Here is a 13,591-nt window from a genome sequence, read left to right on the forward strand (position 1 = left end):
ATCACATCCCCTTCGCGTCGGCGAGGCTGTTCTTGCGGCGGACGAAGACGACGACGCACGACAGCGCCAGGGTGATCACGAACAACGTGGTCGACAGCGCTGCCGCGTATCCCCAGTCGCCGCCCTGGTACGCGACGTCGAGCATCCGCAGTACCGGAACCGAGGTCGCGCCGTCCGGACCGCCGGCCGTCACGATGTAGGCCAGGAAGCCGTACTGCAGGGTGGCGACGACGGCCAGGAAGAACAGCAGCTTGATCTGCGCGGCGAGCAGCGGCAGGTCGATCGTCCAGACCCGCCGGAGGCGACCGACGCCGTCGATCTCGGCGGCCTCGAAGATCTCCGCCGGGATATTGCTCAAGCTCGAGTAGATGATCAGGAACGGCAACCCGGCGACGAACGGGAACCCGATGAACAGCAGGCTGAGCAGCGCCAGGTCCGGATCACCGACCCAGTTCTGCCGCAGCTCCGAGAGTCCGATCGCGCTCAGTCCCTGGTTGATGATGCCCTGGTTCGGGTGGTACATGAACGACCAGACCAGCGCGGTCACCACGCCCGGGAAGGCCATCGGCACGATCAGCAGGGTGCGGAAGACGAACTGCAGCCGGCGATTGCGTAGCGAGATCAGCAGCTCCGCGGCCAGCAGCGGGATCGTCCACATCACGACGCCGAAGACGAAGATCGCTCCGAGGTTGCGGAACGAGGTCCACCACAGGTCGTCGCCGAGCATCGTCCGGTAGTTGGCCAAGCCAACGAATTTCGAGTGGCCGACCGGCTTCCAGTCGAAGAACGAGTGCCAGATGCCACTGATCGCCGGGTAGTACTGGAACACCGTCAGCGTCGCCAGCACCGGCGCGAGCGTCAGGTACACCGCGAACCGCCACCGTCGCGGTCGCCGCGGGGTCCCGGTCGCCGTCGTGGAGGTCGCCGTCGTGGAGGACACCGTCGTCGAGGACACCGTCATGGCACGCTCCCTGCGCTGGACCGAAACGTTTCAGCGAACTGTTGCGGAGCCGTTTGAGCGTGTCAAGAGCGAATGCGCGCAGTGTCCGGGATCGGACTACGCGGAGAAATTTGCCATCGTTTCAGTGCCGGCGCGAGCTGGTGCGGACGATCAGCTCCGGCTGGATCTCGACATGCCGGGCCGGGCCCGGCGTCTGCGCGCCGGCGAGCTCGCGGACGAAGTCGACGGCCACCCGGCCGAACACGTCCCGGGGACGGCGCACCGTCGACAGCGGCACGATCGTGGACGATGCGAAATCGATGTCGTCGTACCCGACCAGCGCGAGCTGCTGCGGCACTTGCCAGCCGGCCGAGATCACGAGCGCGTCCACCAGGCCGATGGCGATCAGGTCGTTGATCGCGAAGATCCCGTCCGGCCGTCGGCGGGTGGGGCGCTGCGCCAGTTCCTGACCGGCGGCCCGGCCGGCTTCCACCGTGCGCTCCTTGGTGGGCACGATCTCCAGGCTCACCCCGCGGTGACCGGCGGCCGCCTGCTGCGCGCCGCGAACACGTTCCTCTATCTGTGGCAGCACGGCTTCACCGCCGACCACCGCGATCCGCTTGCAGCCTTGCGCGATCAGGTGCTCGACGGCTCGCCGCCCACCGGTGACGTCGTCGATCGCGACCGACGCGAACCCGTCGCGATCGGCGTGCCCGTCCATCAGTACGGTCGGCACCCGCTGCCGGGCGAGCAGGTCGAGTACGTCGGGAGTCGCGCTGCCGGACGCCAGGATCATCCCGTACACCTGCTTCTGCACCGCGAGGTCGACGTACTGCCGGTCCCGCTCGACGTCCCCGTGGCCGTACAGCAGCATCATGAACAGCCCGAAGTCGGCGGCCCGCCTCTCGATCACCTCGGCCACCGCGCCGAAGAACGGGTTCTGCAGTTCCATGCTCAGCATCGCCAGCATCCGGCTCTGCCCGGCGCGCAACTGCCGGGCGGTCTCGTTCCGCACGTAACCGAGCTCGTCGATCGCCTTGCGGATCCGCTTGGCCGTGTGCGGAGCGACGCGGTCCGGATTGTTGAGGTACGTCGACGCCGTACCGAGCGAGACGCCGGCTTCGCGCGCGACGTCCCGGATGCTGACGGGCACTGCCGACCTCCTCGGAGCCAACCTGCGGAAGGTGACATCGTACGATCCGGCCTTCCGGCACCGGCGCCGAACGTCGGTGGCGCCCCGAGCGTCTCAGGCGTCTCAGGCGTGTCCGGGCGCGACGATCGACGGCGGTGCTGCGGCGAGCAGCGATGGGAGCTCGTCGACGTGGAGGTCGACGACAGCGGTGCACGTTTCTTGTGCGCACTCGCAATCGAAGGCGTGGACCGTACGGCGCCTGGTGTTCTCGGCGAGGTAGCCGTTGCTGACGCGGAGTAACGCTCGCCGTTCGCCGGTCGTGCGTGCGGCTGGACCGGATTCGAAGGTCGCGCCGAACGCCCGTTCGACCGCCGTGATCGTCTCCTCGACGCTCTGACCGTCGACCACCACGACGTTCGCGCCGGTACCCTCGAGTTGGCCGTGCACCAGATTCCATCCCCAGATCAGGCCTGAATGATCAGCGCCTGGATTCCGGTGCTCCACCCGCGCGACCTGTTCCTTCTGGGACGGCATCAGCCACACCGCGTTCTCGCCGGTCCCAGCCATCGCCGGCGTGACGAACGCACCCTCGACAATCACCGACGTCTCCACAGGTAGCGACTCGATGTCCTCGATGATCATCGGCCGCCGATCGAGCGCTCCCGGATCGGTGCCTGGGACGTAAGATCCGGCCGCGACAGCGCGCTTCTCGTGAGCGAAGGACCGCGCGTCCACGCTGTACCAGAGGAAACCGTGCTTTCGCGCGAGCAGCCGACTCACCGTCGACTTACCCGCGGCCGCCGGACCGCCCACCCAGAAGACATTCGCCGGTTCTGTCCGCATCCGCCGAACTGTAGCCGAGCGCCGGCTGATGGAATGGGGGAATGACAACGACAGACCCGCGTCCGACGCTGCGGTTCGAGAACCCGGAAAGCCAGGCACTGTTCGGCACGACGTACGAGGCGGCGCTCGAGAACCTGCTGACGACCAACACCGTCCCGTACGGCGATGACTATGCCCGGAGTGGTCTGATGGATCCAGCGGCCGGGATGGTTCGGGCCGGTGGGGGATATGAGCAGCCGTGGACCCGGGACGCGACCATCAACAGCTGGAACGCGACGAGCCTGCTCGCGCCGACGCTGGCCGCGAACACTCTGTGGGCGGTTGTCGAGAAGGATGCCGCGGGCAAGCTCGTGGTGCAGCAGGACAGTCAGCAGTGGGACCAGGTGGTGTGGACGGTCGGCGCGTGGCACCACTATCTGGTGACTGGCGATCTGGACTTTCTGCGGAACGCTTATCAGGCCGTCGTGACGACGCTCGCCGTTCGCGAGCAGGCAGCGGTCTTCGGGTACAACGCGCAGTACGGCCTGTTCACCGGTCCGTCGTTCTTCAACGACGGTGTGTCCGGGTTCCCGGCGCCGACGGCTGGAGACGGCGAGTCGAAGGGGAGCGAGAGTACGTCGTACCCGGATGTCGTCGCGTCGATGTACTTGAGCACGAACGCCCTGTACTACGCCGCGTACGCCGGTGCGGCGGAGATGGCGGCGGCGCTGGGTCTGCCGGCCGACGGGCACCGCGACAACGCGGCGGCGATGAAGCAGGCCGTCAACGAGCACTTCTGGAATGCGCAGGCGGGGAGTTACAACTACGAGCTGCGGGCCGACGGTACGCCGGGGATTTACCAGGAAGGCACCGGGCTGGCGTTCACGCTGCTCTTCGGGATCGCCGACGACGCACAGGCGAAGGCCGTGATCGCGAACGCGCACGGGATGCCGTGGGGCATGCCCGACACGTATCCGCACTGGGACAGGTACTCCAGCGCGGAGCCGGGGCGGCACAACGCGATCATCTGGCCGCTCGTGCAGGGGTTGTGGGCGAAGGCGCTGGCCAAGCACGGGGACCAGGCCGGGTTCGTGCGGGAGACCACGCTGCTCGCGAAGCTGGTCAGGGACAGCGGCGGCTTCTGGGAGATCTACAACGGTGAGACAGGCGCTGTCGACGGCGGGTATCAGGCGGGCTTCGGCGTCAAGAAGCACCACTGGGACTCGCAACCCGACCAGACGTGGTCAGCGACCGCGTTCATCGACATGATCCACACCGGCCTCTTCGGAATGTCCTTCGACGCCAACGGCCTGACCTTCACCCCGACCCTCCCCGAAGGCTGGGGCAACGTCGCCCTGGCCAACCTCCCCTACCGCGCCGCCGTCCTGACCGTGAACCTCCACGGCACAGGCCACAACATCAACTCCTTCGAACTCGACGGCACCGCGATCCACGCCGTACCTACATCTCTCGAGGGCCACCACACGATCGACATCGTGCTGGACTGACGGCGCCGGTTAAGGGTCGGGGTCTTCGCGGTCTCGTTGCCGGTCCAGTTGGCGTAGGCGTTCCCGGATGGCCGCCGCGGTCTTGTTCAGGAGCCGGTTCGCGGCTGCGAAGACTGCTTGGGCCTGTGCTGCCGCCTGGGCGTCGACCGGCGCCTCCAGGGCAGACCGGCGGGCCGCTTCCTCGGCGACACCGGGCAGCGCGGCGTACAGCGAGGCGTAGTAGATGAGTTTCGTGTCCACGGCCGCCTTCTGCACCAGATCCGCACCGGTCTCGAGGTAGTGCTCGGCCACGAAGGGCGCGAGCGCCTGCGCGGTCGAGCCCGCTGCTCGCTCTGGTTCTTGCCCCATGATGATCCTCCGTACGGCGTCGATCCGCCCCCGCGGGTCGGCGTACCGGGATGTGGACGAGGATGGACCGCGGTGCTTACAAGGGGTGCCCGCCGATGACTTCCTCGGCGACTTGGCGCAGTTTGATGTTGCGGTCCTGCGAATAGCGGCGCAGGACGCTGAACGCCTGCTGGGGATCGAGGCTGTAGCGCTCCATCAGGATTCCCTGTGCCTGCCCGATGACGGTGCGGCTGTCCACCGCGAGCGCGAGATTCGCTTCCCGCTTCGCGTGCGCCAGCGCCACGCTGACATGGTCCGCGAGGAACTGTGCCACCGCGACATCCTCGTCACCGAACTGTTCCGGCGCTGCTCCGAAAAGATTCAAAGCCCCGAGGTCGGCCGTGGCAGTACCCAGCTGTACCCCGATCACGCTACGGATACCCAGCGGGACGACCAGTGACGACCAGGTCGGCCATCGGGTATCGGTGAGGGTGTCGGCGATCCGATAGCTGCGATCCGTGACGAATGCCGACAGGCACGGACCCTCGGCGACCTCCAACTGGAGTTGGTCCACCTTCTCGATGACCGGAGCCGTGGCTGCGACCGACTCGATCCGGCTGCCCGAATGGACCAGCAGGACGCCGGCGTCATCCGCACCGACCGCGGCAACCGCGTAATCGAGTGCCGCTGCCAGGGTCTGCTCCAGATCTGGCTCCGCTTGCAAGCGCTGGGCCATTTCCGCGAGCAGAGCCACCGCCGGTTGTGACGCATCCGGTGTCATCGCAGAGCTCCAGCCGTGAGGGATCGCTGTCAGGCTACTCGCCGCCTACTGATCCCATCAGGGTTCATCCGTCGCGGGGGATCTGTTCGTCCGGGTCCTCCTCCGGCTGCGGCTCGGGGTCCGGGTACGGCGAGGTGTCCGGATCGTCTCCGGGATCGGTCCGCCCGGGGAACGCGCGATCCGGGTCTGTCGGATCGGGGAGCGGCGGGACGGGCGGGACTGGGGTTGTGCTCATCTCAGCCTCCTCAGCTGTGCTCGTCGGCCTCGGTGCCCAGAACCGTGGCGCGCAGTCGCCGCACCTCGTGTTCAAGACGCGACGTTTCGCGGTCGGCTCCTGGGGTACCGGGCGTCCGTCGTCCAACAGTGGGCGCGAGAGCAGCCCATTGACCGGAGGCAGCCCGTGATCACTGTCGGTGGTACGGACACTTATTTCGACTACGACGAGCGACAGTGGAAGTTCCGCCGTCTCGGTGGCGGCCCGATCCGTCCCGGCGCGCCGTGTCCTGGCAAGCGTCGTGACGACCTCGTCGCGCCTGCGCAGACGCCCGCGGCCGAGGTCCCTCTCGAGGACACGGCCGCGGAGACCACCCGCTGAATTCCGTGGGTCTTACGCGGTCAGAGCCAGCTGGAGCCGGCCCATGATGCTGCGGAGCAGGCGGGAGACCTGCATCTGGCTGATCCCCACCTCGGCACCGATCTGGGCCTGGCTGTGATGGTCGACGAAGCGTCGGCGGAACACCAGGCGGTCGCGGTCGGTCAGGCTCTCGACCACGGGTAGCAGGGATTCGACCTGGTCCACGAGCGCGAAGGTGTCGTTGGGGTCGGCAACCAGTTGCAGCCAGTTCAGGTCCGGGCGGTCGCCGGTGATCGGGGCATCGAGCGACAGTGGCCGGAAGCAGCCGCGGGCCTGTTCGGCCTCGGAGACCTCGGCGACATCGACGCCGATCTCCTGCGCGACCTCGGCATGGCTCGGCCAGTGCCCCAGATCGACGGCGAGGCCGGACTCGACCTGATTGACCCGGGCCTGGGTCTCCTGCAGCCGGCGCGGAAGCTTGACCGCCCAGGCGTTGTCCCGGAAGTGGTGCCGGAGCCCGCCACGGATCGTTGGTACGGCGTACGAACGGAAGTCGGATCCGTCGGTCGGCCGGTAGTTCTGAACGGCCCTGATCAGGAATTCGAACGCGACCTGCTCGAGGTCGTCGTCATCGACGCCGCGACCGCGAAAACGTCGGGCCAACGTGCGGGCCAGCGGCACGCCGGCCACCACGGCCGCATCGAGTAGTTCGTCGCGTTGCTCGCCGTCGGCGGCGTCGGCCGCCCGGAGCAGTTGTTCGGTGTGCGCGGCCTGAGCCGCCCGGCTCTTCGCGTGTGTGTCCAACGACAGCGCGGGGTCTGGGCTACTGATCGACATGTTAGAGGTCCCAGTCGTACGTTCCCGGTGCGTACGGCACGCTGTTCGACCACCACCGGGACCCTGTCCGAGTACCCACCCCACGCGGTCCGAATCCCCCAGGCGGGGTACGTCGGCTCAACGGCCGACGTGACGCCTGCGGAGCTCGGGCAGTACTTCGGTGCGGTAGAGGTTCATCATGTCGACACTGTGCGGGCCGATGTTCGCGACGTACACCTCGTCGAATCCCGCGTCGACGTACGGCGTGAACGCCTCGACGTGGTCGTCGGCCTTCGGACCGCAAGTCACGGAGTTCGCGGTGGACTCCTTGGTCACCAGCTGACTGGCCTGCTCGAAATGCCGCGGGGAGGGGAGCACCTGCGCCAGCTCGCCGGGCAGACCGGAGTTGGCCCAGATCCGGTGCGCCTGCTCGATGCCTTCCTCCTCGGTCGGGGCGTAGCTGACCTTGAAGCCGGCCTGCGCGGGCTTGCTGCCGCCGCCGTGGTCACGGAACCGGCGCAGCAGGTCAGGGTCCGCTGAGGTGGTCAGGTATCCGTCCGCGATCCGGGCCGCGACATCGGTTGCCTCCGGCCCGAACCCGGACATGTAGATCGGCAGGGGTTCCTGCGGGCGGGTGTAGATCCGGGCCGTGTCGACCGTGTAATGCCGGCCGTGATGGCTGACGAACCCGTCTTCGGTCCACAACCGCCGCATGATCTCGACGGCTTCCTCGAGCATCTCCAGCCGGACGTCGACGGTCGGCCACCCGGACCCGAGGACGTGCTCGTTCAATGCCTCACCCGTCCCGACGCCGAGCCGGAACCGCCCGTTCAGCAGTACGGCGCTGGTCGCCGCCGCCTGCGCGATCACGGCCGGGTGGATCCGCACGGTCGGGCACGTCACCGCGGTGGTCACCGGCAGTTCACAGACCTGGGAGATCGCCCCGATCGTCGACCAGACGAACGCGCTCTGCCCCTGTTCGTCGTTCCACGGATGGAAATGGTCGCTGATCCACAACCCGTCGAACCCGGCCTCCTCGGCCATCCGTGCCTGCTCGATCAGCTCGGCGGGCGTGTATTCCTCGCTGGACAGGAAGTATCCGATCTTCACGGTCGCCTCCGATTCGTCGCCTCGTCCATCGGGTGCCCGTTCCGGCGGTCGCCAATCGTCCGCGGACGAGCGCCGGGACGGCCGGATTTCGAAGCCTCGCCGGTTCCGGAACCGTCGCCCGGAAACTTCTGGGGACAATGGGGAATCGATGTCTCCGAAGCGGGTACTGCCGAGTCAGAACCACCCGGCCGCCCGGGGGGTTCGGATGGTTCGAGGCCCGGATCGTTCAGCCGAGAGCGGTCCGGGCCGCCCCCTCAGTGGGGACGTCCCGACCCGGTGTGTTCGTGGCCTACGGGGCGGCGGGTAGTGCAGGATGAGCGCTGTACGGCTCCGACAGTGTGGGCAGTCATGGTGCTGACCTATGCCTGGAGGCCAGGATGCAGCCTGGTGAGCTCGCCGCCGCCGAGATGTTCGCGCTGTTGGCGACCGAGTTGCGCGCCGCCGGAAGTATGGGCGGCACGGTCGACGAGATCATCCGCTTCGCCCTGCACGCGGTGCACTGCACTGCCGCCGGCATGGTCCTGGTGAACCAGGGCTCCCTCGAGATCGCCGCGACCACGGACCCCAGCATCGAGGCGCTGTACAAGGTACAGGTCGACGGAGCCGAAGGCCCCCTTCTCGAGGCGATCCGGAGCGGCCGCATGATCGCGGTCGTCGACGCCCGGACCGAAGATCGCTGGGATTCCGCCTGGTCGGCGCAGATGGCGGTCTCCGGGTTCCGCAGCGTCGTACATCTGCCGTTGCCCAGAGAGTTGCGGGCCTTGGCCGTCCTCAGCTTGTACGGCGCGGAGGCCGGCCAGTTCGGCGCGGACGACCTGGCCGTCGCCGACGTGCTGGCGGAGCACGCCACCGCGGCTCTGGCTGCGGTTCGCGCTGAGGAGTCGCTGCGGATCGCGGTCGACGCCCGCGATCTGATCGGACAGGCCAAGGGCATCCTGATGGAGCGCTTCGGCCTCGACGCCGACCAGGCCTTCGCGGTCCTGCGGCGCTACTCCCAGTCGACGAACACCAAGCTCCGCGCCGTCGCCCAGCAACTCATCGACACCCGCAACCTCCCGTCCTGATGCCCGCCGGCGCCGGCGGGGGTGATGCATGACCGGGTACGGCGCGGGCACCGGGGACGGGGTCGAACACCGAGCCCGTGAAGGGAGAGACCGATGAGTGTGCCGAAGAAAGCCAAGAACGCCGCCGAGGCGGCCAAGGGCAAGGCCAAGGAAATGACGGGCGACGCGACTGACAATCGCGACCTGCAGGCCGAAGGCCAGGCGGAGAAGACCAAGGCCAACCTGAAACAAGCCGGCCAGAAGGCCAAGGACGCGTTCAAGCACTGACCAGCGGCGAGGTGCGCGGACGCTTCCGCGACAAGCCCAGGACGCCCACTTGTCCTGGGCTTCGTCATGCGCGGCGTTCCCGAATTCGATTGTTTGAAATGATCGTTGGAATGAACCGGCGCGTATTGCGACGATCGATGTGCGGAGCGCAGGAATTTCGAATTTCGTTTTGCCGGTGATTGTCCGGGTACCGCCTCTCCACCATTTCCGGCACGGGGAGAGTTGGGGAGCGACCATGGCTGAAGAGCGTCCGTCGGCGCAGCCCAGAGAGCTGCTGTTGGAGACCTTGCTCGACAAGGTGGCGCAGGACCGTTTTCCGTCGACGTCGATGCTCGATCTCATCGAGACCCTGCTGCGCCCGGACGAGGTGCAGACGTACGTCGCCGTACTGCTCGACAAAGTGCGCGCCGAGACGTATCCGAGTTTCCCGGTGCTGCGTCGGCTCGCCGCCCTCACCGAGTAGCGGGGCCGGGATCCGCATTTCGTTGCCCGAAGCCGATCGGTGCTCTACCGAGATCGGCATCTGTAGCTGTGAGGAGAATTCATGAATACCACCGGAAAGGTGGCGGCTGCCGTCGCGAGCGGTTACTTGCTCGGCCGCACCAAGAAGCTGAAGCTGGCGATCACGGTCGGCAGTCTGCTGGCCGGCAAGCGCATCGCGACCGACCCGCGGGCCATCGTGCAGCAACTGGCCACCATGGTCGAGCAGAACCCGGAGCTGGCCAAGTTGTCCGACCAGGTCCGAGGCAAGCTCGTCACAGCCGGCCGGGAGGCGGCGGTCGCGGCCGCGAGCAACCGGCTGAACCGGGTGAGTGACTCGATCCGTGATCGGACCGACCGGATGCTGTCCCTCGGCGGCAGCGACGAGAGCGACGAGAACGGCGAGAACGGCGACGAGGAGCCGGCCGAGGACGAGGAACGGCCGCGGCGGCGCCGCGGACTGCGTGCGGTCCGTCGGCGCGGTGACGATGACACGGATCGGGACCGGTCGTCCGACGACGAGAGCCCGGACGAGGCGGATGCGGACGAGGGTGCAGACGATGTAGGCGCCGACGAGTCCGACGATCGTCCGTCCCGCCGGCGCTCGGGGAACGGTCGCTCCGGAAGCGGACGCCCGGACGACGGGCGCTCCGACAGCGGGCGCTCGGGGAACGGTCGCTCGGAGAGTGGGCGCTCGGGAAGCGGGCGTACGGGGAAACGCGTGGCGGCCAAGGCGTCCGGTGGCTCGAGCACCAGCGCTCGGCGCGGTACGGCGAAGAAGGCCTCGGGGCCGGCCGGCCAGGGCGGTTCCGCGGCGAAGAAGGCTCCGGCGAAGAAGGCCGCGGCCAAGAAGGCTCCGGCGAAGAAGGCTCCCGCCAAGAAAGCCGCGGCGAAGAAGGCCTCGCCGCCGCGGAAGACCGCCGCGCGGAAGACAGCGGCGAAGAAGACGGCCTCGAAGGCGACGAGTAGGTCGGGCGGCTCCTCGGCCCGGAAGCGTGGGTGACGACGATGGCGGAACGATCGCGTGATCAGGAGCCGGGTGGCGTTCTGATGTCGATCCTCGACGAGCTGCCGGTCGACCGGTTGAAGGGCGAACTCCAGGAAGCGCTGTCGGTCGCGGCCGAGCGGACGGCGGAAGTTGCTTCCGGCAAGATCTCCGATCTCACCGAGCGGCTCACCGACGTCGCCGGCAACGGCGGCGTGACGGGGAAGGCGCTGGCCGAAGGTGGGAAGGCGGCCGCGACCGGCGGTTCGCCGTTGATGGGTGCGCTGAAGGGCGGGCTGATGGGGGCCAAGGACAAAGCCGTGGAGGCGCTCGGCGGAGGGTCCGGCTCGGGCGGCGGTACGAACCCGCTCAAGGCGACGACCATCATCGAGTCGATCGACGTCGGCGTACCGATCGACGTCGTCTACAACCAGTGGACCCAGTTCCAGGACTTCCCGGGATTCATGAAGAAGGTCGAGAAGGTCGAGCAGAAGGAGGACGAGAAGCTCGACTTCAAGGCGAAGATCATGTGGTCGCACCGGACCTGGGAGGCGAGCATTCTCGAGCAGGTCCCGGAGGACAGGATCGTCTGGCGTTCCAAGGGCCAGAAGGGACACGTCGACGGTTCGGTGACCTTCCACGAGCTCGCGCCGAACCTCACCCGCGTCATCGTCGTCCTCGAGTACTACCCGCAGGGTCTGTTCGAGCGCGTCGGCAACATCTGGCGCGCCCAGGGCCGGCGGGCACGTGTCGAACTCAAGCACTTCCAGCGGCACGTGATGACGCGGGTCATCCTCAAGCCCGACGAGGTCGAGGGCTGGCACGGTGAGATCCACGAGGGCCGCGTCCAGAGCGACGGCGAAGCAGGCTCCGACGACGAGTCCGACGAGTACGGGGACGACGAGTACGAGGGCGACGAGTACGACGAGGGCGACGAAGGCGACGAGGAGCCGGAGGACGAGTACGAGGACGACGGCGAGGAAGAGCCGGAGGACGAGTACGGCGACGAGGACGAGTACGACGAGGGCGACGAGGACGAAGACGAAGCTGAGGCCGGCGACGACGACGAGTACGAAGACGACGAGTACGAGGACGAAGGCGACGAGGAGCCGGAGGACGAGTACGACGACGAGGCCGGCGACGAGGGCGAGTACGAGGACGCCGACGAGTACGAAGACGAAGACGAAGCCGACGACGAGGACGAGGACGAATACGAGGACGACGAGGAACCCGAGGACGAGTACGAGGACGAGGACGACGAGACCGACACACGCCGGCACCGGCGTGCGAGCTGAGACCCGACCGGGAGGAGCACCATGACCGTCGCCACCACTGGCCCGCGCCGATCCGGCGGAGGCTACCTGGAAAGGCCGGCACCGAGCGGTCTCGCCGACGTGATCGACAGCATTCTGGACAAGGGCCTGGTGATCGATGCCTATATCCGGGTCTCGCTGGTCGGGATCGAGCTGCTCACCATCGACGCGCGGATCGTGATCGCGAGCGTGGACACGTACCTGCGTTTCGCCGAGGCCACGAACCGTCTCGACCTGTACGAGAAGGGCAAGGACCTGCCCGAGGTCATCGACGAGATGACCGAGAGCGGGGCGCACGGGAAGTCCCGCGGGCTGCTCTCCGGCGCGAAGGAGGCACTCCTCGGTAGTGACGAGGACGACCAGGACGGCGAAGACGACGAAGCGCGTGAGTACGAGGAGTCCCGTCCGCGACGGCGTCCGGCGAAGAAGGCGGCCGCTCGGCGGCGAAGGAGTGACGGATGACCCTGACCACGCCGAACGACGTCGACCTCGGGTGCTACCTGTACGGCATCGCCGGGCCGGAGCTCGTGGTGCCGGCGGATCTCGAAGGCGTCGGCGGACAGATCGTGACAGTGGTGCCGCATCGCGACGTCGCCGCGGTGATCAGCCTGGCCGATCGGGATCGGTCCGTCGCCGGACGGGATGATCTGCTGGCCCACGGCCGGGTGCTGGACACCGTCGCCGCCGCTGGGCCGGTGATCCCGGTTCGCTTCGGCGCCGTGCTGCTGGACCGTGAGGCCTTGGAGCGCGATGTTCTGAAGCCAGGGCACGACCGGTACCGCGCACTGCTGGCGGAGCTGTCCGGGCACTCGCAGTTCACGGTCCGGGCACGCTACGACGAGCGGCAGGTGCTCACCGAGGTCGTCGCCGAGAACCCGGCCATCGCGCAGCTGCGTGCGGCGACGCGAGACCGGCCCGACGTCTCGTCGTACGCCGATCGGGTTCGTCTCGGTGAACTGGTCGCCGGAGCGCTCGAAGCGAAGAGTGCGCAGGACGGGCACCGGCTGTTGACGGCGCTCGAACCGCACGCGACCGCGGTCAACGTCCGCGACAGCGCGGGGCTGGATCGCCTGCTTGACGTCGCGGTCCTGGTCAAGGACGCCGGCCGGGCTGCGTTCGAGCGGACGGTCGAGGGGCTGGCCAACGAATTCGCCGGCCGGGCCCGGCTGAAGTTGATCGGGCCGACCGCGCCGTACGACTTCGTGACGACGGAGGACTGATGGGTTTGATGACGAGTCTGCTCACTCTGCCGTTGGCGCCGGTGCGTGCGACGGTGGCGCTGGCGGAGCAGATCCGGCGGCAGGCCGAGCGGGAGTACTACGACCCGGCGGCCATCCGGAACCAGATCGAACAGATCGAGGATCTGCGCGAGAGCGGGAAGATCGACCCGGACGAGGCGACCGTCCTCGAGGACGAGCTGCTGGCGCGGTTGTTCGAGGCCGATGAACGGCAACGGTTGGAGAGCTGATCAT

General features: G+C 67.8%; 18 protein-coding genes. 10 read left to right on the top strand and 8 right to left on the bottom strand.

Translation table 11 applies throughout. From position 1 onward, the window contains the following. Window position 1: 1 nt before the first annotated feature. The 3 genes from ACFYRH_RS33390 to ACFYRH_RS33400 form a co-directional block, all read right to left on the bottom strand. Window positions 2-961, bottom strand: a complete 960-nt coding sequence (locus ACFYRH_RS33390) for a carbohydrate ABC transporter permease (protein WP_387783636.1) — start codon at window positions 959-961, stop codon at window positions 2-4. A 121-nt stretch (window positions 962-1,082) separates the two neighbouring features. Continuing rightward, window positions 1,083-2,093, bottom strand: coding sequence for a LacI family DNA-binding transcriptional regulator (locus ACFYRH_RS33395; protein WP_387783638.1), 1,011 nt, complete (start codon window positions 2,091-2,093; stop codon window positions 1,083-1,085). 102 nt (window positions 2,094-2,195) lie between these two features. Next, the gene (locus ACFYRH_RS33400) at window positions 2,196-2,915 is read right to left on the bottom strand and encodes a hypothetical protein (RefSeq protein ID WP_387783640.1); all 720 of its coding nucleotides are present in this window, start codon (window positions 2,913-2,915) and stop codon (window positions 2,196-2,198) included. A 41-nt stretch (window positions 2,916-2,956) separates the two neighbouring features. Between ACFYRH_RS33400 and ACFYRH_RS33405 the strand changes: the two genes are divergently transcribed. Beyond that, entirely contained in the window at window positions 2,957-4,402 is a 1,446-nt protein-coding gene (locus tag ACFYRH_RS33405) for a glycosyl hydrolase family 65 protein (protein ID WP_387783642.1), read from the top strand. 9 nt (window positions 4,403-4,411) lie between these two features. Here ACFYRH_RS33405 and ACFYRH_RS33410 read toward each other — a convergent pair whose 3' ends face one another. The 3 genes from ACFYRH_RS33410 to ACFYRH_RS33420 form a co-directional block, all read right to left on the bottom strand. After that, window positions 4,412-4,750 carry a hypothetical protein gene (locus ACFYRH_RS33410; protein ID WP_387783644.1) on the bottom strand — a complete coding sequence of 113 codons (339 nt, stop codon included), beginning with the start codon at window positions 4,748-4,750 and terminating at the stop codon, window positions 4,412-4,414. A gap of 76 nt (window positions 4,751-4,826) precedes the next feature. Further along, window positions 4,827-5,510, bottom strand: a complete 684-nt coding sequence (locus tag ACFYRH_RS33415; protein ID WP_387783646.1) for a GAF and ANTAR domain-containing protein — start codon at window positions 5,508-5,510, stop codon at window positions 4,827-4,829. Between the two features lie 64 nt (window positions 5,511-5,574). Next, complete coding sequence (locus ACFYRH_RS33420) at window positions 5,575-5,745, bottom strand: hypothetical protein (RefSeq protein WP_387783648.1); 171 nt, start codon at window positions 5,743-5,745, stop codon at window positions 5,575-5,577. Between the two features lie 165 nt (window positions 5,746-5,910). Between ACFYRH_RS33420 and ACFYRH_RS33425 the strand changes: the two genes are divergently transcribed. Next, window positions 5,911-6,105 carry a hypothetical protein gene (locus ACFYRH_RS33425; protein WP_387783650.1) on the top strand — a complete coding sequence of 65 codons (195 nt, stop codon included), beginning with the start codon at window positions 5,911-5,913 and terminating at the stop codon, window positions 6,103-6,105. A gap of 12 nt (window positions 6,106-6,117) precedes the next feature. Here ACFYRH_RS33425 and ACFYRH_RS33430 read toward each other — a convergent pair whose 3' ends face one another. Further along, on the bottom strand, window positions 6,118-6,921 hold the full coding sequence (locus ACFYRH_RS33430; protein ID WP_387783652.1) for a sigma-70 family RNA polymerase sigma factor: 804 nt from the start codon (window positions 6,919-6,921) through the stop codon (window positions 6,118-6,120). Between the two features lie 117 nt (window positions 6,922-7,038). Continuing rightward, window positions 7,039-8,010 (bottom strand): TIGR03557 family F420-dependent LLM class oxidoreductase, encoded by a 972-nt coding sequence (locus ACFYRH_RS33435; protein ID WP_387783654.1) that lies wholly within the window; start codon window positions 8,008-8,010, stop codon window positions 7,039-7,041. A gap of 377 nt (window positions 8,011-8,387) precedes the next feature. On the opposite strand from ACFYRH_RS33435, the gene ACFYRH_RS33440 reads away from it, so the two are divergent. The 8 genes from ACFYRH_RS33440 to ACFYRH_RS33475 all read left to right on the top strand — a co-directional run bounded on the left by ACFYRH_RS33440 (window position 8,388) and on the right by ACFYRH_RS33475 (window position 13,587). After that, window positions 8,388-9,074, top strand: a complete 687-nt coding sequence (locus tag ACFYRH_RS33440) for a GAF and ANTAR domain-containing protein (protein ID WP_387783656.1) — start codon at window positions 8,388-8,390, stop codon at window positions 9,072-9,074. A gap of 93 nt (window positions 9,075-9,167) precedes the next feature. After that, complete coding sequence (locus ACFYRH_RS33445) at window positions 9,168-9,341, top strand: CsbD family protein (RefSeq protein ID WP_387783658.1); 174 nt, start codon at window positions 9,168-9,170, stop codon at window positions 9,339-9,341. A 235-nt stretch (window positions 9,342-9,576) separates the two neighbouring features. Further along, window positions 9,577-9,804 (top strand): hypothetical protein, encoded by a 228-nt coding sequence (locus tag ACFYRH_RS33450; protein WP_387783660.1) that lies wholly within the window; start codon window positions 9,577-9,579, stop codon window positions 9,802-9,804. An 81-nt stretch (window positions 9,805-9,885) separates the two neighbouring features. Then, on the top strand, window positions 9,886-10,824 hold the full coding sequence (locus ACFYRH_RS33455; RefSeq protein WP_387783662.1) for a hypothetical protein: 939 nt from the start codon (window positions 9,886-9,888) through the stop codon (window positions 10,822-10,824). 5 nt (window positions 10,825-10,829) lie between these two features. Continuing rightward, window positions 10,830-12,101, top strand: a complete 1,272-nt coding sequence (locus ACFYRH_RS33460) for an SRPBCC family protein (RefSeq protein ID WP_387783664.1) — start codon at window positions 10,830-10,832, stop codon at window positions 12,099-12,101. Between the two features lie 66 nt (window positions 12,102-12,167). After that, entirely contained in the window at window positions 12,168-12,581 is a 414-nt protein-coding gene (gene gvpJ / locus ACFYRH_RS33465) for a gas vesicle protein GvpJ (protein ID WP_387783970.1), read from the top strand. After that, window positions 12,578-13,339: a GvpL/GvpF family gas vesicle protein gene (locus ACFYRH_RS33470; RefSeq protein WP_387783666.1), complete on the top strand. Its 762-nt coding sequence runs from the start codon at window positions 12,578-12,580 to the stop codon at window positions 13,337-13,339. The genes gvpJ and ACFYRH_RS33470 overlap by 4 nt, the downstream gene beginning before the upstream one ends. Beyond that, the gene (locus ACFYRH_RS33475) at window positions 13,339-13,587 is read left to right on the top strand and encodes a gas vesicle protein GvpG (RefSeq protein ID WP_387783668.1); all 249 of its coding nucleotides are present in this window, start codon (window positions 13,339-13,341) and stop codon (window positions 13,585-13,587) included. The genes ACFYRH_RS33470 and ACFYRH_RS33475 overlap by 1 nt, the downstream gene beginning before the upstream one ends. The last annotated feature ends 4 nt before the right edge of the window (window positions 13,588-13,591 follow it).

It is taken from the genome of Kribbella sp. NPDC004875, assembly GCF_042873375.1.
In the GTDB taxonomy this organism is placed as follows: Bacteria; Actinomycetota; Actinomycetes; order Propionibacteriales; family Kribbellaceae; genus Kribbella.